Source organism: Candidatus Pelagibacter communis (assembly GCF_001179945.1).
Classification (GTDB): Bacteria; Pseudomonadota; Alphaproteobacteria; order Pelagibacterales; family Pelagibacteraceae; genus Pelagilacustribacter; species Pelagilacustribacter ubique_A.
Map to the genome: position 1 here is coordinate 98,946 of NZ_CVSG01000068.1, position 19,320 is coordinate 118,265.

Consider the following 19,320-nt stretch of genomic DNA (forward strand, 5'->3'; position numbering starts at 1 on the left):
CAAATGTTAAAAGATGAATTTTCTTTTGAGTTAGTAGCTCAAGATGACAAGGCAAGACTTGGTTTAATAAAAACTAAAAGAGGTATAATTGAAACTCCTGTTTTTATGCCTGTTGGAACTCAAGGAACTGTAAAGGGTTTATTTGTTGATGATATTCTAAAAACTAAGACAGATATTATATTAGGTAATACTTATCACTTGTTGCTCAGGCCTGGGATCGAGGTTTTAAAAAAGTTTAACGGACTTCATAATTTTATGAACTGGCAAAAGCCAATTTTAACTGACTCTGGAGGATATCAAATAATGTCACTTTCTAAATTTAATAAAATAGATCCTAAAATTGGAGCCATATTCAAATCTCATCTAGATGGAAAAAAAATCATTTTAAGTCCAGAGAAAAGTATTCAAGTTCAAAAAGCAATTAATTCCGATATTATAATGGTTTTAGATGAGTGCCCTAAACTTACTAAAGATAAAAAAATTCTATCAAATGCAATCAACACTTCCACAAAATGGGCTAAAAGGTGTAAAATTGAATTCGGAAACAACAAAACAAAAGCATTATTTGGGATTGTTCAAGGTGGAGTCTTCAAAGATTTAAGAAAAGAAAGCATTGATAAATTATTAGAAATTGGATTTGATGGTTATGCCATGGGTGGTTTAGCGGTTGGTGAAAATCAAAATGACATGTTTCAAATATTAAGTGAGTCAGTTAATTATTTGCCTAAAATCAAACCAAGATATTTGATGGGTGTGGGAACACCTTCAGATATTTTAGGAGCAGTCAAAGAGGGTATAGATATGTTTGATTGTGTTTTGCCTACAAGATCAGGTAGAACAGGTCTAGCTTTTACATGGAAAGGAAAACTAAATATTAGAAATTCTAAGTTTGCGAATGATAAATCTCCTTTGGATGTAGAGTGCGACATAAGATGTCTAAATAGATACTCTAAAAGTTATTTACACCACTTGGTAAAATCAGATGAAATGTTAGCCTCTATGCTTATTTCTCTCAACAATATATATTTTTATCAGCAATTTATGCGGGAAATAAGAAAAAATATTAAAGTTGGTTCATTCCACAAATTTTACAAAAAATACATAAATTTTTTTGATTAATTATTTGAAATTTATTTAATTAGTATATAAAAGATGCATTTTAAGGGCCCTTAGCTCAGTTGGTAGAGCACCTCCCTTTTAAGGAGGGTGTCGATGGTTCGAGTCCATCAGGGCTCACCAATAATCAAGTTTTTATTGGTGGATATTTAATGATAACTTCATCAATCCAACCTTTTAAATTCTCTATTCTTTTTTTGCTACTTGGATGAGTGCTTAGAAAAACCGGCACTTCTTTACCTTTTTTATTTTGAGACATTCTCTTCCACAATTCAACAGACTCTCGAATATCAAAACCAGAGAGTGAAGAGAAAATTAATCCTAAATAATCTGCCTCTGACTCCTGCTTTCTGCCAAACGGATTCATAATACCGATTTGAAAAATATCTAAGCCAGTATTTCTTCCAACAGTATTTCGTGTCCTATTTATAGCTCCTCCTAGAAAGATGTCAGCTATACTTGTGCCTAGATTTACAGTCATAGCTTGACTTGCTCTTTCAATTGAATGACGAGCAACGGCATGCGCTATTTCGTGACCCATAACTATTGATAAAGCGTCTGTATTTTTTGTTACTTTCAATAATCCAGTATACACAGCAATTTTTCCTCCTGGCATACACCATGCATTTACAATTTTATCGTTGTCTACTAAAACATACTCCCAATCAAAATTTGTTGTAGGATCTTCTTTATTCTGATTACTAAAAAAAGAACTTACTGCATTTTCCATCTTTTTACCGATAGTTGTAATTTCTTTAAATGTTGAACCTGTTGTTATAATTTTAGTTTTTTGCTTGAATTTTTCATACGCTAATGCTGCTTGTCTATTGATCTTTGTCTCTGAAATTATACTTAATTGTTTCCTATCAGTTATTGGCACAGTGGTGCAAGATGGCAGTATTATTGAGCAACAACCACAGCCAAATAAGCCAAGAAATTTTCTTCTGTTTATGTTATACATATTAAGATTCATGATTTTAAATAATAAATTACTAATTGCAATTTTTATATTGATTATAATATTTATTATTTATTCAAGTTACTCTTAAAATGCGGACAAATAATATCAAAAAATCGTTTTTTTCAAGAATAAGAAATAATTTTATAGCTGGTGTGGTTGTATTGATACCAATCGGCATCACTCTTTATTTAACACTTTTTTTTATAAGAATTTCTGGAAAAATTATTCCTAAAGAATTAAATCCAAATAATTATCTACCATTCAACATACCAGGATTAGAAATTATAGTTGCACTTTTTTTTATAACACTAGTAGGTTGGATTTCTCTTTCCTTCTTAGGAAAAAAATTTTTTGAATTAATAAATAATCTTCTTAAAAAAATACCAATTTTAAGAACTATTTATTCTGCTATAGGTCAAATGACTGAAAGTTTTACTAAAACAGATAACAATGAAAAAAGTGTTGTCTTACTAGAGTACCCAAGAAAAGGTGTTTGGGCCGTAGGTTTTGCAACTAAAGAGAATCAAGGTATAATTAAGGAAAATATCAATGAAGATGTTATAAATGTATTTGTACCAACTACACCAAATCCAACTAGTGGTTTTCTTTTAATGGTTCCTAAAAAAGATCTAATTTATTTAGATGTTTCATTTGAACAAGCTTCAAAATTTATAGTTTCAGCTGGGACTACTAATATTAACTAAATATTATTAACATGTATTATTTCTGCTTTATCAAATAATTTCAGCAAAAAGTTGTGCTCTTCTATCTTATCACCCTCAATCTTTTTAACATACGAGTCTGCTAATTTAAATAAGTCTTCATGAATTAAAGGGTCAGCAAATCTAAAGTTTTTTAATCCACTTTGTTGGTAACCTATCAGGTCACCGAATCCTCTTAGTTTAAGATCTTCTTCTGCAATATAAAATCCATCGTCTGTTTTTTTCAAAATTTTTAACCTTTTAATAGAATTTTTACTTAAAGACTCCTTATATAGAAGCACACAAACACCTTGTTCAGCTCCTCTACCAACTCTACCACGTAATTGATGAAGTTGTGCTAGACCAAACTTATTAGCATTTTCAATTATAATTAGGTTGGCATCAGGAAAATCTATCCCAACTTCAATAACTGTAGTTGATACAAGAATGTGAATTTCTTTTTTTAAAAATTTTTTAAGTACCTTCTCTCTTTCATCTTTATCTAAACCCCCATGGATTAAACCAGTTTCATTTGGAAAGTGTTTACTAATCAATTCAAATCTTTCTTTGGCAGATGAATAGTTTAAAAATTGTGACTCATCAATTAAAGGACAAACCCAAAAAATTTGATTTTGTTGCTTAATATTTTTTTTTATAAATGGCCATAATTCGCTAATTTTTTTTTCTGGTTTAGATAATGTTAAAATTTTTTTTCTAATAGAGGGTTTTTCATTTATTTTAGAAATATCCATATCACCATACAATGACATCATCATAGTTCTCGGAATAGGGGTAGCAGACATCAATAATAAATCGCAATTTTTTCCTCCTTTTTTTGCCAGATCAGATCTTTGTTTGACCCCAAATTTATGTTGTTCATCAATTATTACATAACCTAAATTTTTAAATTGAATTTTTTTTTGAAACAAAGAATGGGTTCCTATTAAAAAATTTATCTTACCCTCTGCTAAGTCTTTTAATATTTCTTTTCTTTTAGAATAAGTTGTTTTACCGGTCAGCAATTCTATTCTTATATTTATATTTCTAAAAACTTTTTTAGCTAAATGAAAATGTTGTAATGACAATATTTCGGTTGGTGACATGAGTGCACACTGATAGCTGTCCTCAAGGACATTAGCTATTGTTAAAAAAGATACTATTGTTTTACCAGAACCAACATCTCCTTGTAAAATTCTAAACATTCTCTTAGGACTTTTTAAATCTAAATTTATTTCACCTAATGTATTTTCTTGGCTTTTTGTAAGTTTAAAAGGAAGCTCTTTCAAAATCTTACTTGAGATAGTGTTTTTGAATATTTTAGGTATTTTTTCTTTTTTAATTCTTTTTCTATTTTCAGATAAAGTTAACAAATTTGCACAAACTTCATCAAATACTAATCTTCGATAACTTCTTGATTTAATATTTTTTGCATCATCAGTTGCATGTAATTTTTTAATACTTTCATTCCAATTTAATAATTTATATTTTTCAATAAAAAAATCATCTAGCCATTCATTAATCGAAGGCAAGTTTTTAATTACTTGCTCACTTATTGACCTGTATTTTTTCTCATTGATCCCTTTTGTTAAACTATATTTAGGTATATTTTTGATCACATACTCCTGATTTTCTTCTTCGGTAACATAGTCCGGATTGGTCATTTGATATTTTTTATTAAAAAAATTTATTTTTCCACTTATTATGACCCATTTATTAATTGGGAATATCTTTCTTAGGTATCCTTCACGACTATTAAAGTAAACTATTTCAATCTCACCAGTATCATCTTCACATAAAACTTTATTGGGTAGATTTCTTTTTCTGGGAAAATTTATTTTTTTAACTAAAACTTTTATCGATTGAATTTTTCCAATTTCCAATTCATTTAATTTGGATAGTTTGGATCTATCAGTTTCAGAATAAGGCAAGTTAAAAATTATATCTTTTATTTTTTCAATTCTTTTTTTCTTTAGATATTTTGATAAAACTGATCCTACACCTTTTAATTTTGTAATATCTTGAAAAATTGTTTCTTTTTTGAGAAAAGTCATTAAATAATATATATTATATTTTTATGTCTGAAGAATTAGAAATATTTAAAAAAAAACTTTTATACAGAGCTTCTTATAGAGGAACTAAAGAAATGGATATTTTATTAACAAAATTTGTGAAAAAATACCTAAACTCTTTTAACTATGAACAACTTAGGCAATTAGAAAAATTCTTAGAATTTGAGGATGAAATTATTTATGATTTTTATAACTTTGATAAAGTTAAAAAAGAGATTGATAAAAATAAAATATCTGAAATTTTTAAAAACTTTAAAATATGATGGCGGAGAGGGTGGGATTCGAACCCACGAACGAGTTGCCCCGTTGCTGGTTTTCAAGACCAGTGCTTTCAACCGCTCAGCCACCTCTCCTGACTGCAAACACAATACTTATTACTATCAATGCTACTAAATAACAATGATTATGTACTAGGTTTCTTATACTAGTTTACAAATAACAATTATGATAATCAGTAAAATGCTAAAAATAATTATATTTATTTTATCATTAAATTTTTTTTTAATTACAGATGCTAATGCAGTTAAAAATGAGTTTAATGCCTGGTTATTAGAATTTAAAGCGAGAGCTGTTTCCGACGGAATATCAAAATCTGTAGTTGATGATGTTATGGATAAAGCAATATTTCTTCCAAAAGTTATAGAATATGACAGATATCAACCAGAATTTTACGAGGATACTTTCACTTATATTAAGAAAAGGTCATCCAGGAAAAAGATTTTAGAAGGAAAAAGGTTATATAAAAAAGAAAAAAAAATTATAGATAAAATTGAAAATGAATTTGATGTTGAAAAAGAGTTATTGCTCGCTTTAATGGGCATCGAAACTAATTTTGGAAAATATTTGGGAAAAATGGATATTGTTTCATCTTTAGCTACATTAAGCTTTGACAAAAGAAGGAGTGAATTTTTTACAAAAGAATTAATAATTTTACTAAACTTAGTAGATAAAGGTATTGTTAAAAAGAATATTCTTTACGGTTCTTGGGCAGGAGCTTTTGGAAATTTTCAATTTATGCCAAGAACTATAATGAATTTTGCTATTGATTATAATAAAAATAAAACAATTGAATTAAAAAAAACGGAGGACTCATTTGCTTCTGCAGCAAATTACTTAAAAAGGATAGGTTGGAAAAAAAATCAGCCTTGTTTTTTTAAAATAAATTTAAAAGATAATATTCCAAAGAAATATCTTAATTCTTCAGCTAGAAAAATTTCAAATAAAAAAAAGGCAAATTTTTTTAAAAAATATATAAATAATTTCGATAAATTAAATCTTAAAAATAATTCTCTTTCAGCAATTATTATTCCTGATAAAGACATCATTCCAGGTGCAGAAACTCATTCACCAGCCTATATTGTATTTGATAATTATGAAAAGATTTTAACTTGGAATAGATCTCTTAGATTTGCACTTGCAGTTTGTACATTAAAAGAAAATTTTAAAAATGAAATTTAAAATAATTATTCTTATACTATTTCTTTTTTCATGCAGCTCAAATTATACAAATCTTGACAAGAAGGAACCTTATTATTCAAAAGGATTTGCTTACATTGTCGAAAACTCTAAGCCTAATAAAAAGTCTTTTAAATCTGCAAGCGATAATCCCCCACTAAAAGCTTTTAATAAATTTCTAAAACCAAATGCATTAATGAAGATTATTAATACAGAAACAAAGGATTATATCATTTTGAAAAATTCCATTAGTAATAGATATCCAGATTTTTATAAAGTCTCTATCTCTGACTCGGTAGCCCTTGAAATCAATTTAGATAAAAAATTACCCTTAATAGAAATATTAGAACTTAAAAAAAATAAGTCTTTTGTAGCTAAAAAGGCAAAAATTTTTAACGAAGAAAAAAAAATATCTTCTAATGCACCTGTCACGTCAGTAAAGATTTCTAATATTTCAAAAAATAAGAAAGAAAATAAGAATAAAACCGAAAATAAAATTTATATAAAAATTGCTTCATTTTATTCAGAGGACTCGGCTATTTATTTAAAAAAAAGAATTTTGTCAAAAATACCTAATTTAGATGCAAAAAAATTAAAAATAGTGCGAAAAAGTAATAAAAAAATAAATTTATTTTCTGGCCCTTATAATAGTATAAATTTAGTAAAAAATGATTACACTAAGTTAGTAAAGTTTGGATTCGAAGATTTAGATATAACAATAAATAAAAATGAATAAATATTTAATATTAGTAGTCATTTATTTAAAATTAGTTGTCTCAGCATATTCTAATCCCAATATTAATGCTAGAACAGGAATTTTAATTGATTACCATTCAGATGAAATTTTATATGAATCTGATCCCGATGCTCAAATTTATCCAGCTTCGATGACAAAAATTATGACTTCAATAATTGCATTTGATCTTTTAAAAAAAAACAAACTATCTTTAGACGACATGTTTGTAGTTTCAGAAAATGCCTGGAGACTATCTCAGAGCGGTTATTCTTCAATGTTTATTATGGTAAATGATCAAGTTTCAGTAGAAAATTTACTTAAAGGTATTATAATTGCATCAGGCAATGATGCTTGTGTGGCTTTAGCTGAAGGTATTGCTGGTTCTGAAGAAAATTTTGCTGAAATGATGAATGAAAAAGCGATTGAGATTGGTATGACTTCTACAAATTTTACAAATTCATCAGGAATTAATGATCCGGATAATATTTCAACGGTTAGAGATATAGCGATAATGTCAAAATACTTAATAGATAACTACCCAATATATTATGAATTATTCAAAGAAAAAACGTTTACTTGGGACAGAACTGGAGGAGATCCAATAAAACAAGGTAACAGAAATCCTTTGCTTTATAAAAATGTTGGTGTTGATGGGGTAAAAACCGGATACTTAGCGGTTGAAAAATATTCGTTAGCAAGCTCGATGAAGAAAAATGATAGACGACTAATTGCTGTTGTTTCAGGTTTCCCAACTAAAAATTTGAGAAGTTCGGAATCGTTAAAACTATTAAACTGGGGATTTAGAAATACAAATACTTTTGAAGTTTCAAAAAAAGATAAGTCTTTATTTGAATTAGATACATGGTTGGGAAAAAGTAAAAAAATTCAAGCTACAACAAAAGAAGATTATTATATAACAATAAATAAAAAAGATATTCGAAATTTAAAAGTTGCCTTAAAATACAGCGGTCCGATTGTTGCACCTGTTCTAAAGGGTGAAAAAATTGCTCAATTAGATATATTGATTAAAGATGAATTAATAAAAAGTTTACCATTATATGCTGCAGAAAATTTAAAAAAGGTAAATTTTTTTAAAAGTTTACTTGCTTCAATAAATTATTTGATTTGGGGTGATGTATAAAAAGAAACCTTTTTTTATTGTATTTGAAGGTGTTGAAGGATGTGGAAAATCATATCAGAGCAAAAAATTATTTAAATTTTTAAAAAAAAAGAAGATCCCATCTATATTGACAAGAGAACCAGGCGGCACCAAAGGTGCCGAAATGATAAGAAATCTAATACTTAAAGATTATTTTAACAAATCCTCAAAAGAGAAATTTGATAAGTATACAGATACTTTGCTTTACCTTGCTGCTCGAAATGAACATGTTAAAAACAAAATATTACCCTCATTAAAAAAAAAGATGGTTATAATTTGTGACAGGTTTGTTGATTCGACGATAGCTTATCAAATTTACGGGAAAAAAATAAATTTTAATTTTGTAAACACTATTCACAAAAGTATATTAAATGGCTTAAAGCCTGATCTTACTTTTATTTTAAAAGTTTCATCTAAATCTTCCAATAAAAGATTAAAAAAAAGAAAAACCAAAAATAGATATGATAATTTTTCACAACTATTTTACTCTAATGTTCAAAAATCATTTCTTAAAATTGCCAAAGGTAAAAAACATTATTTTGTTTTAGACTCGTCAAAAAATGATAACTCTTTAGAGAAAAAAATATTTAATATTACCTCTAAATACCTCAATATAAAATAATGTTATTTGAAAATATAAATCCAAGATATTCAATACAACTTTATGGTTTAGATTTAGAATTTGATAACCTATCAAATTTACTTTTAAATCAAAAGTTACCAAAAGTAATATTACTTACTGGGGAAAAGGGCATTGGTAAATTCACGCTGATAAATCATTTAATTATAAGTTATTATGATAAAGAAAATTATAATTTATCAGAAAAAAAAATTTTAAAAAAAAATAAATTTTTTGAAAATTTATCTAAAGATTTAATTTCAAACGTAATTTTTTTAAAAAGCAATGATTTCAAAAATATAAATATTGAAGCTGTTCGCGAACTAAAGAATAAATTACAAAAAAAACCACTTTATAATGATAAACGCTTTGTTATTTTGGATAATGTAGAAACCTTTAACACAAATTCAGTAAATGCTTTACTTAAGATAATCGAGGAACCAAATGAAAATGATTATTTTTTTTTAATCAATAATAAAACTAGGCCTTTAATTGATACTCTAAAATCACGATGTTTAGAATTTAAGATTATGCTAAATTATAATCAAAGAAGTCAGATTATAAATTTGTTAATGGATATTCATAACCAAGATCAAATTATTGACCAAGATAAGATTATTATAAGTCCTGGTAATTTTCTAAAAATTAACATTACTTTGAGAGAAAATAATATAAACATTAAAGAAAATATATTTAAAACTTTTAAAAATATTTTAGATCTTTATAAGAAAAGTAAAAATTTATTTTTTAAAGATTTATTATTGTTTTATTCTGAATATTACTTAAAAATAAGAAAAGATAGTCAAAATTTGACTAAAATCAAATTTATTGAAGATAGAAAATTTTTATTAAACAATATTAATGATTTTTTTGTATATAACTTGAGTCAAGGCTCACTACTTAAATCTATTGAAAACAGATTTTCGAATGAATAAAAACTTCTATATTACAACACCTATTTATTATCCATCTGGAAAACCCCATATGGGTCACGCATATTCAAGTATAATTGCAGATATATTTGCAAGATTTAAAAGGCTAGAAGGTTATGAGGTTTTATTTTTGACGGGTACAGATGAACATGGTCAGAAAATTCAGAAAGAGGCAGATAAAAATAAAAAAGACCCTAAAAAATTTTGTGATGAAATTTCAGAAACTTTTCGATCGTTAACAAAAACATTACATTTATCTAATGATGATTTCATTAGAACAACAGAGCCTAGACATTTTAAGTCAGTGAATGAAATATGGAATAGATTAACTAAGTCAGGTGATATTTATCTAGATAAATATAGTGGGTGGTATTCGGTCTCTGATGAAGCTTATTACGATAAAGATGAAATTGAAGAAAAAAATGGAAAAAAGATATCTAAAACTTCTGGTTCATCAGTTGAATGGGTAGAGGAAGAGTCTTACTTTTTTAAATTGTCTGCATTTCAAAAAAAATTGCTAGAACATTATAAAAAAAATGAAGATTTCATTTTACCAAAATCAAGAAAAAATGAAGTAGTGAAGTTTGTTGAGAAAGGATTAAAGGATTTATCAATAAGCAGAACATCTTTTTCTTGGGGAATACCGGTACCTGAAAATAAAAATCATATCATTTACGTTTGGCTAGATGCTCTAACTAATTATTTGAGTGCACTTAATTTTCCTAATATTGCTGATGATAAATATAAATCTTTTTGGCCTGCTGATGTTCATATCATTGGTAAAGATATTTTGAGATTTCATGCAGTTTACTGGCCAGCTTTTTTGATCGCAGCAAATTTGCCATTACCTAAAAGAGTATTTGGACATGGTTGGATCCTTTCAGATGATAAGAAAATGTCTAAATCACTTGGTAATATTTTAGATCCTATTGAAGTAATTAAAGATTATGGAATTGATCAACTCAGATATTATTTGATAAAAGAAGTCTCTTTAGGAAATGATGGAAGCATTTCAATGAAAAATCTTAAAAATTGTATAAATAATGATTTAGCAAATAATTATGGTAATTTATGTCAAAGAGTTTTTTCTTTCATAAAAAAAAATTGTAATAACAAAATACCGAAAAAGAGCAATTTAAGTGAAAGTGATATTAAATTAATCCAAAATATTAAGAATAATCTTCCTAAACTTATTGATTATATAAATAACCAAAATTTAAATGAATATATTAAAATGGTAGTTAATTTTTCTTTCGAAGCAAACAAATATTTTAACGACTCAGAGCCTTGGGCTTTTAAAAAAAAAGATCCAGAAAGAATGAATGCAATTCTTTATACAATTTCAGAACAAATAAAAAATATTTCTATTCTTTTAAGTCCAATTATACCGGTTTCTACTAAAAAAGTTTTAGAAACAATTAATTTATCTGATAAGGATATTTCAATTGAAAATATAAAAAAAAATGACATTCTTGACTATAATTTAGAGTTAAAAAATTTAGATATTTTGTTTAAAAAGATTGAAAATGATAATTGATTCTCATTGCCATCTAACCTACGAACCTATGTGGAATGCCTTAGATGAAACGATTGATAGGGCAAATAAAGAGGGTATTAAATTCATGCTCACTATATCAACAAAAGATGAAAGTTTTGAACAAATACTTAAGATAGTTAATAATCATAAAAGTGTTTACGGCACTTATGGAATTCATCCTCATGAAGCAAAGTCACATCAACATATCAAAAGTATTGATATAATTGATAAAATTAATCAAAATAAAAAAATTATTGGTGTTGGTGAAACAGGATTGGATTTTTATTACAATCATTCTGAAAAGAAAGATCAAATCAATTCCTTTGAGGAACACATATCCGCTGCACAAGAAAAAAATCTACCACTTATAGTTCACACAAGATCTGCAGAAAAAGAAACTTTACAAATATTAGAAAAACATTCAAAAAAAAAAGAGACTAAAATACTTATACATTGTTTTACTGGAACAAGAGAATTTGCTTTTAAATTATTAGATCTAGGTGCTTACATTTCTGCTAGTGGGGTTGTTACATTCAATAAATCCCAGGATTTAGCCAATACTTTCAAAGATATACCAAACGAAAAAATATTAGTTGAAACTGACGCTCCATATCTTGCTCCTGTTCCTTTAAGAGGCAAACCAAATGAACCTAGTTTTATTATACATACAGTAAAGTTTTTATCTAAAATGAAAAATTTATCATTCGATGAATTTTCAGAAATTACATCTAATAATTTTTTTAATTTATTTGGTAAATTAAATTGAGAAGCAAATTTACAATTCTAGGCTGTGGAAGTTCTCTTGGATCTCCATGGATAACTAATTATAGAGGAAATCTTAAACAAAGTCCGAAAAATTTAAGGACTAGATGTTGTGCTCATATTCAAAAAGGGGATTTATCTGTGTGTATAGACACTTCACCGGATATAAAATATCAATTTTTAAAAAACAAAATTAAAAATCTTGACTCAATTATTTATACTCATGAACATGCAGATCAAACAGCTGGTATATTTGAAATGAGACCATTTTATTGGAAAAATAAATCAAAGATCCCAATATACGGTAGTCGAAGAACGATCAAAGCTTTAAAAAAATCTTACAGATTTTGTTTCTTCGAAGAACAAGGGTATAAGCCAATCATGAAAGCGAATATAATAGATAAAAGTTTTTCTATTAAAAAAAAAAATTCAAAATTGGTCATTAAACCTTTTCAAGTTACTCATGGATTAATAAAATCAACCGGGTATGTTATTGATAAAATTGCGTATATAAGTGATTGTAATTACGTATCTTTGACAAATATTAAGTATCTCAAAAATCTCAATTATTTAGTATTAGATTGTCTTAAAATTGATAAACACCCATCTCATTTTAATCTAGATGAAGCTTTAAATTTAATAAATATAACTAAACCTAAAAAGGCTATATTAACAAATTTGCATACAGATTTAGATTACTTTAAACTAAAGAAAAAATTGCCAAAAAATATAATCCCTGCGTATGATGGATTAAGTTTTACTTACTAAATCAAGTTTTCAATTGCTTTAATGAATTTTTTAGATGACGGATTTGTTATAGAAGAGAATGTTTCTGCGACTTTTCCATCTTTTCCAATAACAATTTTATGGAAATTCCATTTAGGTATCGCGCCAATACCATAGTCTTTTCTTGCCCATTTATAAAATGGATGTGCATTATTTCCTATTACACTAATCTTTTCTGTCATCGGAAAAGTAATTCCAAAATTTGTTTCACAAAAGTTTTTTATTTCTTTATTGTTACCAGGTTCTTGTCTGAAGTTATTAGTAGGGATGCCTAAAATAACTAAATTTTTATCTTTATATTCAGACCATAATGTTTGCAGATCTTCGTATTGAGGGGTATAACCACATCTGCTCGCAACATTTACTACTACAATTACTTTTCCTCTATACTGACTTAGTTTGATTATTTCCCCATCTATGCTATTAAACTCATAATCATAAGCAGTACCATTATTCCCAGCAATAACTTTTGAAAAAAAACTAAACATAAATAAAATAATTAATATTTTTTTCATAATTTAAAAGCTTTTAATACTGCATCAATTGGCAAAAATATACATTTAAATCTATTTAAATTGTCGCTATTCAGTAATTTTTTGAAATCAGAGAATTTTTTAGGAAACGTAATATTTTTTTTATTAGATATTTTTTTTATTATAATTAAATCTTTCTTAAAATCTTTTAGATTCATATTTTTTATTTTTTGAGAAAGTAGACTTGCTGAAGCTTCACAATACAAGCAAGACACCGTTTCATATCTCATTGAATGGATCTTTTTTGTATCTGCGATCACCTCAATAGTTATTTTGTCACCACAGGTCGTATTTTTCAGAGATATCTTATGTGAGTACCTATTTTTTAGACCAACGTTGGTAGTATTAGAAGCTAATTTAAAAACATCTTCGTTAATCATTTTTCTTGGATGCAAAAAGTAATAAGAAATATCCAAATAATGTTGAAAGAAGTGAACCAGTCAAAACACCAATTTTTACTCCATCCATATATTCTAAATTATTTGCAAAAGCTAAGTTTCCAACAAATAAACTCATCGTAAAACCTATACCTGTTAAAATTGATACAGCATAAAAAGCTGTCCAATTTGCACCTGTGGGTTTATCTGCTAATTTGAGTTTAACAGATAAATATGAGAGTGCGAATACACCGATTTGTTTTCCAAAAAATAAACCTAAAACAATCCCTAGTGGGACTGGATTTAATAGTGTTGCAAAAGTTAAACCCTCAAGAGAAACACCTGCGTTAGCAAACGCAAAAATTGGCATTATACCAAAAGCAACATATGGTGATAGACCATGCTCTAATTTAAGTAACATAGATTGTTTGCTATTTTTTGTATTATGAGGAATTGTTAGCGCCAATAACACTCCAGCAATAGTTGCATGTATTCCTGACTGATGAGTAAAGTCCCATAAAAAAATTCCAACTATCAAAAATGGGATAAAACTTTTTATTCGAAATTTATTAAGACCTATTAAAACTATTAATGATAATAACATTAAAATTAAATATTTAATTTCAATATTACCAGAGTAAAAAAAAGCTATTATGACTATTGCACCTAAATCATCAATTATGGCTAATGCGGTTAAAAAAACTTTTAAAGAGATAGGTACTCTTTTTCCCAATAAAGATAAAACCCCTAGTGAGAACGCAATATCTGTAGCAGACGGAATAGCCCAGCCATTTAATGTAGTGCTATCAGAATAATTTATGACGATATAGAATAATGCAGGCACAGCCATTCCACCAACTGCTCCGATAATTGGTAACATAGCTTGCTTTGGATTTGATAATTCGCCTTGAATAAATTCTCTTTTAATTTCAAGAGAAACGAAAAAGAAAAATATAGCCATCAAGACATCATTTATCCAATGAAGGACACTTAGCTTAAGTCCAAATTCTTTAGTGCCAAGAATAATGTATTTTTCCAGAGTAGAAAAATAATATTCACTTAAATTACCATTACTGATAATAAGGGCTAGTATCGCCGCAAATAAAAGAACTAATCCTGAAGCGGCTTCAAGCTTAAAAAAATATTTAAAGGGTTTTGTAATGTACTGGATCATTGATATTATTTACTTCTATCGAGACTATCTTTCAATTGCCAAAATCACTTAATTAACCTATAAAACAGACGTTCGGGGCGTAGCGCAGCCTGGTAGCGCATCTGGTTTGGGACCAGAGGGTCGCAGGTTCAAATCCTGCCGCCCCGACCATTAAATTGTATGAAAAAAGCAAAAATATACATTCCTGCAAAAACTGCAATGCAATCGGGCAGGGGGAAACTTAAAAATTGGGTGTTAGAGTTTATAACTAAAGATCCTTCAATTAACCCTCTTATGGGTTGGGAAACCTCTTCGGACACTCTTGAGGAAGTTATCTTAAAATTTCCCTCAAAAGAAAAAGCAGTAGAGTATGCAGAAAAAAACAATATATCTTACAATGTTGTTGAGCCAAACAAAAAAGAATTTGTGATTAAATCATACGCAGATAATTTTCTTAAAGATTAAATATGTGGAGAAGTTTTTTTAAAGATAAGAAGTGGTTCTATTGGTCTTACGGCGGAGGATTTTTTATTATTACTTTGCTTGTTTTACAAACCTATTTGGATGTTTTATTTAATAGTTGGTACAAGGATTTTTATGATATTCTTCAAACAGCAGAGAAACGTGAGATATCTGAATTTTGGGACTCAATAAAAAGATTTTTATATATAGCTTTACCCTACGTCACACTCTTTGCTTTTACTAATTGGTTCACAAGACTATGGGCATTTAGATGGCGAGAAGCCATGACATTTTCTTATATGCCTTATTGGAGAGCAACCGAAGCGAAGGTAGAGGGATCCTCTCAAAGAATCCAAGAAGATTGTATGAACTTTGCTAAAATAGTTGAGTCTATTGGGTTACAGGTGGTTAAAGCAATAATGACTTTAATTGCCTTCATTCCAATTTTATGGGTTCTCTCATCTAATGTTACAGTCCCTTTTTTAAATAATGTATCTGGATCTTTAGTGTGGGTTGCTCTTACTCTTAGTTTAGGAGGAATAATAATAAGTTGGTTAGTTGGTATTAAACTACCTGGTCTTGAATACAATAATCAAAAAGTTGAGGCAGCATTTAGAAAAGAATTGGTATATGGTGAAGATGATAGAAAGAATTATGTTCAAGCTCCAACTGTTTTACAATTATTTACCGGTATAAAATTTAATTATCATAAATTATTTTTACACTATGGTTATTTCGATCTTTGGGCTATTTGGTATAGACAATTGTTTGTAATAGTTCCTTTCTTGATAATGGCTCCGGGATTATTTACAGCAGCGTTCACTCTAGGTGTAATGATGCAAGTAGTAAATGCATTTGGTGAAGTAAAAGACGCATTTTCTGTATTTTTATATAATTGGACAAGGATTACTGAATTAAGATCTATTCATAAGCGATTAATGGAGTTTGAAACCGCTATAAATTATAATACTAATAAGTTGAGAAAACCTCAAAAATCTGATGTAAGAGTTTAATGGAACTCTACATCAAACTGATAGACGTTATTCTTCCAGTATTCTTTATAATAGGTATTGGATATTATCTTGGGAAGAAAGACCCTAATTTTAATACAGATTTTATAACTACTCTAGCTGGCAATGTAGGGACACCAGCTATGATTTTTTATACTATTACCTCAACGGGTGTAACTTTAGAAATTTTTATAGAATATTTTATTTATGCTTTGATCATTATTGGTGGTTTTGCAGTAATAGGCTTAATTGCTCTTGCTTTAATGAAAAAGGACGTAGTAAGTGAACTTCCTCCCTTAATATTACCAAATACCGGTAATATGGGCATACCTATTTGTTTATTTGCTTATGGTACAGAGGGTTTAGGTATAGCTTCAGCAATTGCATCAGTGATTATCTTGCTTCACTTCACTTTAGGAGTTCTTTTAGCAAAAAAAAGTTTTTCATTGAAAATATTAATTACTAATATGCCTATTTACGGAATAATAGCAGCTGTAATAGTTTTATATTTTGATTGGGAGGTCCCTGGTTTTGTAGTTAACACTACGTTTTTATTAACCTACGCTACAATATTTCTAGTTCTTATGTCCTTAGGCATAGCATTAACAAAGCTAAAAGTTGTTTCATGGTTAAATGCATCTGTTTTAAGTGTTATTAGAATTGTAATTGGTCCTGTAATTGGATTTTCTTTAATTAAATATTTAAACCTTTCTGGATTGGCTGCTGGTGTGCTTTTGATCCAATCTGCAATGCCTAGTGCTATTTTAACTTACTTGGTAGGATCGATGTATTCAGAGAAAAGGGTAGTAGATAGTATTGCTAGCGTTATAGTTACTTCGACGCTAATGTCATTTGTTACTATACCTATTGTGGTTTTTTTAAGTCTTAAATATTTTCAATAAATACAGTAAGTTACGTATAATTCTTAAAGTATAATATTCATTAATAGGTAAGTATTATTTATATATATACAAAAAAACTAATATAAATAGTGAAAATTTACATATTTAAGATGAAAAAAAAATAATAAATCTCTCAAAAAATGTTTAAAAATTATGTTTTAGCTATAAAATGATATAATTTGAAGTTTATATACCAATAAATCATTTAAAATAGGGTGATTAAGAGTAGTCTAGAAGCATTAATATTCAATATTTCTAGAAGCTTTGCATATTAGGAATATACCGTTTAAATGCCCATAGAGTGCTTTTTTTTTGCAATTAAAGATTTTAGAGTACAACCGACTGGTGTGTGGATAAAAAATACAATGAAATAGGGGACAATAGACCCGATCGCCTGCAAAATAACAATTCTAGAGCGTTATACCCTCTTTTTGAAGCAAAAATCTCTTAGTTTTAACTCCTCCTTTGCCTGAATAGCCACCAAGAGATCCATCAGATCTAATCACTCTATGGCAAGGTATTTTGGGTGCATAGGGGTTTTTTCCTATAGCATTGGCTACAGCACGCACAGCAAGAGGTCTTCCTATAGCTTTTGCCACTTGTGAGTACGTTTTTAATCTTCCACGAGGTATTTTCCTCAAATAAGACCATACTTTTAGCTGAAATTTAGTTCCTACTAGCTTCATTAGTCAAATATTAAGAAAATAGTTAAAGATATGCCTATTATCAGGGTTATTATTAAGCCTAGAGCGATCATTTTTTTGCCTTTTGAACTCGAGTTAGTCCAGAAGTATGAAATTCCGTAAACAGCTACTATAAATATTACGATGGGAAGAATAAATTTTATCATGATCTTTAAAATTATACGTATTGACATCTAAAATCACTTATTATATTATTTCCGATAATTAATGGTTATCGGAAATTATGAAAGATTTAACAACTGAAATTAAAAAACTTGAAATTGAGACTTTAGATAATCTTAAGCTATCAAAAGCTAAAAATACTATTCGAGCCTATAAGTCTGATTTTAATGACTTTGTATTATTTTGCACAAAACATGGGTTGAAAAGTATGCCTTCAGATCCAAAGATAGTCTCTCTCTATCTAACACACCTATCAAAACAATCTAAATACAGTACTTTGAAAAGACGTTTAGCGTCTATAAATGTTATGCATAGATACAAAGGTCATTATTTAGATACTAAACATCCAATAATCGTTGAAAATTTACTAGGCATAAAAAGACAAATAGGAGTTCATCAAAAAGCAAAAAAACCATTATTATTCAATGATATAAAACAAATTATTAAAGTAATAAATGACTCAAAAGTGAATGAATTCAAAAAATTAAGAGATAAATCTTTAATTTTAGTTGGTTTCTCAGGGGGATTTAGAAGATCAGAGCTTGTAGCCATTACTAGAGATGATGTTGAATTTGTCAACGAAGGAGTAAAAATCTTTGTTAAAAAATCAAAATCTGATCAATCCGGAGAAGGAATGATTAAAGCAATACCCTCTTTTAAATATGTAGAATATTGCCCAGTTAATCATCTTAAAAATTGGATGATTGAGAATAAAAATGATTTAGTTTTTCCTATATCAGATAAAAATGTAGCTTTAATAATAAAGAAACATGTTCTAAGTGCAGGTTTAGATGAAAAAAAATATGCTGGTCACAGTCTTAGATCAGGTTTTGCAACAACAACAGCTGAATATGGAGCTGATGAAAGAAATATTATGGCCATGACCGGTCATAAATCAGTTGATATGGTTCGAAGATATATTAAAGAAGCTGACTTGTTTAAAAATAATGCATTAAATAAAATTTCAAATAAATGAAAAATATATTGAAAAAGATTTATTATAAAAAGTACTCGAAGACCTCCTACTCTATCAGCGGCGTCGATTTGATTATTGATAGAATGTTTTCTAAAGTGAAAAAAGGAATTTATATAGATTTAGGATGCAACCATCCAATAAAACATAATAATACTTATTTACTTCATAAAAGAGGTTGGGAAGGAATAAATATAGACGCAGATGAAAA

21 protein-coding genes, 3 tRNA genes and 1 pseudogene are annotated in these 19,320 nt (G+C 28.0%); 18 read left to right on the forward strand and 7 right to left on the reverse strand.

All coding sequences use genetic code 11. The features are described from left to right. Positions 1–3: 3 nt before the first annotated feature. A complete protein-coding gene (gene tgt / locus AMN78_RS02560; RefSeq protein ID WP_075534029.1) occupies positions 4–1,119 on the forward strand; it encodes a tRNA guanosine(34) transglycosylase Tgt in 1,116 nt (371 codons plus the stop codon). 44 nt (positions 1,120–1,163) lie between these two features. Then, positions 1,164–1,239: transfer RNA gene (locus AMN78_RS02565), tRNA-Lys, on the forward strand. Between the two features lie 4 nt (positions 1,240–1,243). Here the strand turns inward: AMN78_RS02565 and AMN78_RS02570 are convergent. After that, on the reverse strand, positions 1,244–2,068 hold the full coding sequence (locus tag AMN78_RS02570; protein WP_082254526.1) for a M48 family metallopeptidase: 825 nt from the start codon (positions 2,066–2,068) through the stop codon (positions 1,244–1,246). A 98-nt stretch (positions 2,069–2,166) separates the two neighbouring features. On the opposite strand from AMN78_RS02570, the gene AMN78_RS02575 reads away from it, so the two are divergent. Further along, positions 2,167–2,781: a DUF502 domain-containing protein gene (locus AMN78_RS02575; RefSeq protein ID WP_075534031.1), complete on the forward strand. Its 615-nt coding sequence runs from the start codon at positions 2,167–2,169 to the stop codon at positions 2,779–2,781. Here AMN78_RS02575 and AMN78_RS02580 read toward each other — a convergent pair. Further along, the gene (locus AMN78_RS02580) at positions 2,778–4,829 is read right to left on the reverse strand and encodes an ATP-dependent DNA helicase RecG (protein ID WP_075534032.1); all 2,052 of its coding nucleotides are present in this window, start codon (positions 4,827–4,829) and stop codon (positions 2,778–2,780) included. The two genes, AMN78_RS02575 and AMN78_RS02580, sit on opposite strands and share 4 nt — an antisense overlap. A gap of 23 nt (positions 4,830–4,852) precedes the next feature. Between AMN78_RS02580 and AMN78_RS02585 the strand changes: the two genes are divergently transcribed. Next, positions 4,853–5,110: a succinate dehydrogenase assembly factor 2 gene (locus AMN78_RS02585; RefSeq protein ID WP_075534033.1), complete on the forward strand. Its 258-nt coding sequence runs from the start codon at positions 4,853–4,855 to the stop codon at positions 5,108–5,110. Here the strand turns inward: AMN78_RS02585 and AMN78_RS02590 are convergent. Beyond that, positions 5,111–5,200, reverse strand: a tRNA-Ser gene (locus AMN78_RS02590). It lies immediately after the preceding gene. 106 nt (positions 5,201–5,306) lie between these two features. Here AMN78_RS02590 and AMN78_RS02595 point away from each other — a divergent pair. Genes AMN78_RS02595 through AMN78_RS02630 form a run of 8 tightly spaced genes read left to right on the forward strand, consistent with a single transcriptional unit; the run spans position 5,307 to position 12,815 of the window. Next, positions 5,307–6,305 carry a lytic murein transglycosylase gene (locus tag AMN78_RS02595; protein ID WP_075534053.1) on the forward strand — a complete coding sequence of 333 codons (999 nt, stop codon included), beginning with the start codon at positions 5,307–5,309 and terminating at the stop codon, positions 6,303–6,305. Next, positions 6,295–7,038 carry a hypothetical protein gene (locus tag AMN78_RS02600; protein WP_075534034.1) on the forward strand — a complete coding sequence of 248 codons (744 nt, stop codon included), beginning with the start codon at positions 6,295–6,297 and terminating at the stop codon, positions 7,036–7,038. The genes AMN78_RS02595 and AMN78_RS02600 overlap by 11 nt, the downstream gene beginning before the upstream one ends. Continuing rightward, complete coding sequence (locus tag AMN78_RS02605) at positions 7,031–8,179, forward strand: D-alanyl-D-alanine carboxypeptidase family protein (protein WP_075534035.1); 1,149 nt, start codon at positions 7,031–7,033, stop codon at positions 8,177–8,179. The genes AMN78_RS02600 and AMN78_RS02605 overlap by 8 nt, the downstream gene beginning before the upstream one ends. Continuing rightward, positions 8,172–8,819, forward strand: a complete 648-nt coding sequence (tmk, locus tag AMN78_RS02610) for a dTMP kinase (protein ID WP_075534036.1) — start codon at positions 8,172–8,174, stop codon at positions 8,817–8,819. Before AMN78_RS02605 ends, tmk begins: the two co-directional genes overlap by 8 nt. Then, positions 8,819–9,751 (forward strand): hypothetical protein, encoded by a 933-nt coding sequence (locus AMN78_RS02615; protein ID WP_075534037.1) that lies wholly within the window; start codon positions 8,819–8,821, stop codon positions 9,749–9,751. Before tmk ends, AMN78_RS02615 begins: the two co-directional genes overlap by 1 nt. Next, the gene (metG, locus tag AMN78_RS02620; RefSeq protein ID WP_075534038.1) at positions 9,744–11,285 is read left to right on the forward strand and encodes a methionine--tRNA ligase; all 1,542 of its coding nucleotides are present in this window, start codon (positions 9,744–9,746) and stop codon (positions 11,283–11,285) included. The genes AMN78_RS02615 and metG overlap by 8 nt, the downstream gene beginning before the upstream one ends. Further along, positions 11,275–12,051, forward strand: a complete 777-nt coding sequence (locus AMN78_RS02625; protein WP_075534039.1) for a TatD family hydrolase — start codon at positions 11,275–11,277, stop codon at positions 12,049–12,051. Before metG ends, AMN78_RS02625 begins: the two co-directional genes overlap by 11 nt. Continuing rightward, positions 12,048–12,815 carry an MBL fold metallo-hydrolase gene (locus tag AMN78_RS02630; RefSeq protein ID WP_075534040.1) on the forward strand — a complete coding sequence of 256 codons (768 nt, stop codon included), beginning with the start codon at positions 12,048–12,050 and terminating at the stop codon, positions 12,813–12,815. The genes AMN78_RS02625 and AMN78_RS02630 overlap by 4 nt, the downstream gene beginning before the upstream one ends. Here AMN78_RS02630 and AMN78_RS02635 read toward each other — a convergent pair. From AMN78_RS02635 to nhaA, 3 genes are read right to left on the reverse strand one after another with little or no spacing between them, the layout of a single operon-like run. Continuing rightward, positions 12,812–13,348 carry a glutathione peroxidase gene (locus tag AMN78_RS02635; protein WP_256997700.1) on the reverse strand — a complete coding sequence of 179 codons (537 nt, stop codon included), beginning with the start codon at positions 13,346–13,348 and terminating at the stop codon, positions 12,812–12,814. The genes AMN78_RS02630 and AMN78_RS02635 overlap by 4 nt on opposite strands. Beyond that, entirely contained in the window at positions 13,345–13,746 is a 402-nt protein-coding gene (locus tag AMN78_RS02640) for an iron-sulfur cluster assembly scaffold protein (RefSeq protein WP_075534041.1), read from the reverse strand. Before AMN78_RS02640 ends, AMN78_RS02635 begins: the two co-directional genes overlap by 4 nt. Then, positions 13,739–14,917 (reverse strand): Na+/H+ antiporter NhaA, encoded by a 1,179-nt coding sequence (nhaA, locus tag AMN78_RS02645; protein ID WP_075534042.1) that lies wholly within the window; start codon positions 14,915–14,917, stop codon positions 13,739–13,741. Before nhaA ends, AMN78_RS02640 begins: the two co-directional genes overlap by 8 nt. Positions 14,918–14,990: 73 nt before the next feature. Between nhaA and AMN78_RS02650 the strand changes: the two genes are divergently transcribed. From AMN78_RS02650 to AMN78_RS02665, 4 genes are all read left to right on the forward strand, one after another. Further along, positions 14,991–15,067, forward strand: a tRNA-Pro gene (locus AMN78_RS02650). Positions 15,068–15,076: 9 nt separating this feature from the next. Then, positions 15,077–15,361: an ETC complex I subunit gene (locus AMN78_RS02655; RefSeq protein WP_075534043.1), complete on the forward strand. Its 285-nt coding sequence runs from the start codon at positions 15,077–15,079 to the stop codon at positions 15,359–15,361. 2 nt (positions 15,362–15,363) lie between these two features. Next, positions 15,364–16,371 carry a putative transporter gene (locus AMN78_RS02660; RefSeq protein ID WP_075534044.1) on the forward strand — a complete coding sequence of 336 codons (1,008 nt, stop codon included), beginning with the start codon at positions 15,364–15,366 and terminating at the stop codon, positions 16,369–16,371. Beyond that, entirely contained in the window at positions 16,371–17,270 is a 900-nt protein-coding gene (locus AMN78_RS02665) for an AEC family transporter (protein WP_075534045.1), read from the forward strand. The genes AMN78_RS02660 and AMN78_RS02665 overlap by 1 nt, the downstream gene beginning before the upstream one ends. 410 nt (positions 17,271–17,680) lie before the next feature. On the opposite strand, the gene AMN78_RS02670 is transcribed toward AMN78_RS02665, so the two are convergent. Further along, a complete protein-coding gene (locus AMN78_RS02670; RefSeq protein WP_075534046.1) occupies positions 17,681–17,956 on the reverse strand; it encodes a methylated-DNA--[protein]-cysteine S-methyltransferase in 276 nt (91 codons plus the stop codon). Positions 17,957–18,197: 241 nt separating this feature from the next. Between AMN78_RS02670 and AMN78_RS02675 the strand changes: the two genes are divergently transcribed. Together AMN78_RS02675 and AMN78_RS04130 are read left to right on the forward strand one after the other, a co-directional pair. Beyond that, the gene (locus tag AMN78_RS02675; RefSeq protein ID WP_075534047.1) at positions 18,198–19,112 is read left to right on the forward strand and encodes a site-specific integrase; all 915 of its coding nucleotides are present in this window, start codon (positions 18,198–18,200) and stop codon (positions 19,110–19,112) included. After that, positions 19,109–19,320, forward strand: a pseudogene (locus AMN78_RS04130) (FkbM family methyltransferase); the annotation flags it as partial. The gene AMN78_RS02675 and the pseudogene AMN78_RS04130, both read left to right, overlap by 4 nt.

What these genes read in the sequence shown, in the direction of transcription:
- tgt (WP_075534029.1), top strand. Translation starts at nt 4, where the DNA reads ATGTTAAAAGATGAATTTTCTTTTGAGTTAGTAGCTCAAGATGACAAG.
- AMN78_RS02575 (WP_075534031.1), top strand. Translation starts at nt 2,167, where the DNA reads ATGCGGACAAATAATATCAAAAAATCGTTTTTTTCAAGAATAAGAAAT.
- AMN78_RS02580 (WP_075534032.1), bottom strand. Translation starts at nt 4,829, where the DNA reads ATGACTTTTCTCAAAAAAGAAACAATTTTTCAAGATATTACAAAATTA.
- AMN78_RS02585 (WP_075534033.1), top strand. Translation starts at nt 4,853, where the DNA reads ATGTCTGAAGAATTAGAAATATTTAAAAAAAAACTTTTATACAGAGCT.
- AMN78_RS02595 (WP_075534053.1), top strand. Translation starts at nt 5,307, where the DNA reads ATGCTAAAAATAATTATATTTATTTTATCATTAAATTTTTTTTTAATT.
- AMN78_RS02600 (WP_075534034.1), top strand. Translation starts at nt 6,295, where the DNA reads ATGAAATTTAAAATAATTATTCTTATACTATTTCTTTTTTCATGCAGC.
- AMN78_RS02605 (WP_075534035.1), top strand. Translation starts at nt 7,031, where the DNA reads ATGAATAAATATTTAATATTAGTAGTCATTTATTTAAAATTAGTTGTC.
- tmk (WP_075534036.1), top strand. Translation starts at nt 8,172, where the DNA reads ATGTATAAAAAGAAACCTTTTTTTATTGTATTTGAAGGTGTTGAAGGA.
- AMN78_RS02615 (WP_075534037.1), top strand. Translation starts at nt 8,819, where the DNA reads ATGTTATTTGAAAATATAAATCCAAGATATTCAATACAACTTTATGGT.
- metG (WP_075534038.1), top strand. Translation starts at nt 9,744, where the DNA reads ATGAATAAAAACTTCTATATTACAACACCTATTTATTATCCATCTGGA.
- AMN78_RS02625 (WP_075534039.1), top strand. Translation starts at nt 11,275, where the DNA reads ATGATAATTGATTCTCATTGCCATCTAACCTACGAACCTATGTGGAAT.
- AMN78_RS02635 (WP_256997700.1), bottom strand. Translation starts at nt 13,348, where the DNA reads ATGAAAAAAATATTAATTATTTTATTTATGTTTAGTTTTTTTTCAAAA.
- AMN78_RS02640 (WP_075534041.1), bottom strand. Translation starts at nt 13,746, where the DNA reads ATGATTAACGAAGATGTTTTTAAATTAGCTTCTAATACTACCAACGTT.
- nhaA (WP_075534042.1), bottom strand. Translation starts at nt 14,917, where the DNA reads ATGATCCAGTACATTACAAAACCCTTTAAATATTTTTTTAAGCTTGAA.
- AMN78_RS02655 (WP_075534043.1), top strand. Translation starts at nt 15,077, where the DNA reads ATGAAAAAAGCAAAAATATACATTCCTGCAAAAACTGCAATGCAATCG.
- AMN78_RS02660 (WP_075534044.1), top strand. Translation starts at nt 15,364, where the DNA reads ATGTGGAGAAGTTTTTTTAAAGATAAGAAGTGGTTCTATTGGTCTTAC.
- AMN78_RS02665 (WP_075534045.1), top strand. Translation starts at nt 16,371, where the DNA reads ATGGAACTCTACATCAAACTGATAGACGTTATTCTTCCAGTATTCTTT.
- AMN78_RS02670 (WP_075534046.1), bottom strand. Translation starts at nt 17,956, where the DNA reads ATGAAGCTAGTAGGAACTAAATTTCAGCTAAAAGTATGGTCTTATTTG.
- AMN78_RS02675 (WP_075534047.1), top strand. Translation starts at nt 18,198, where the DNA reads ATGAAAGATTTAACAACTGAAATTAAAAAACTTGAAATTGAGACTTTA.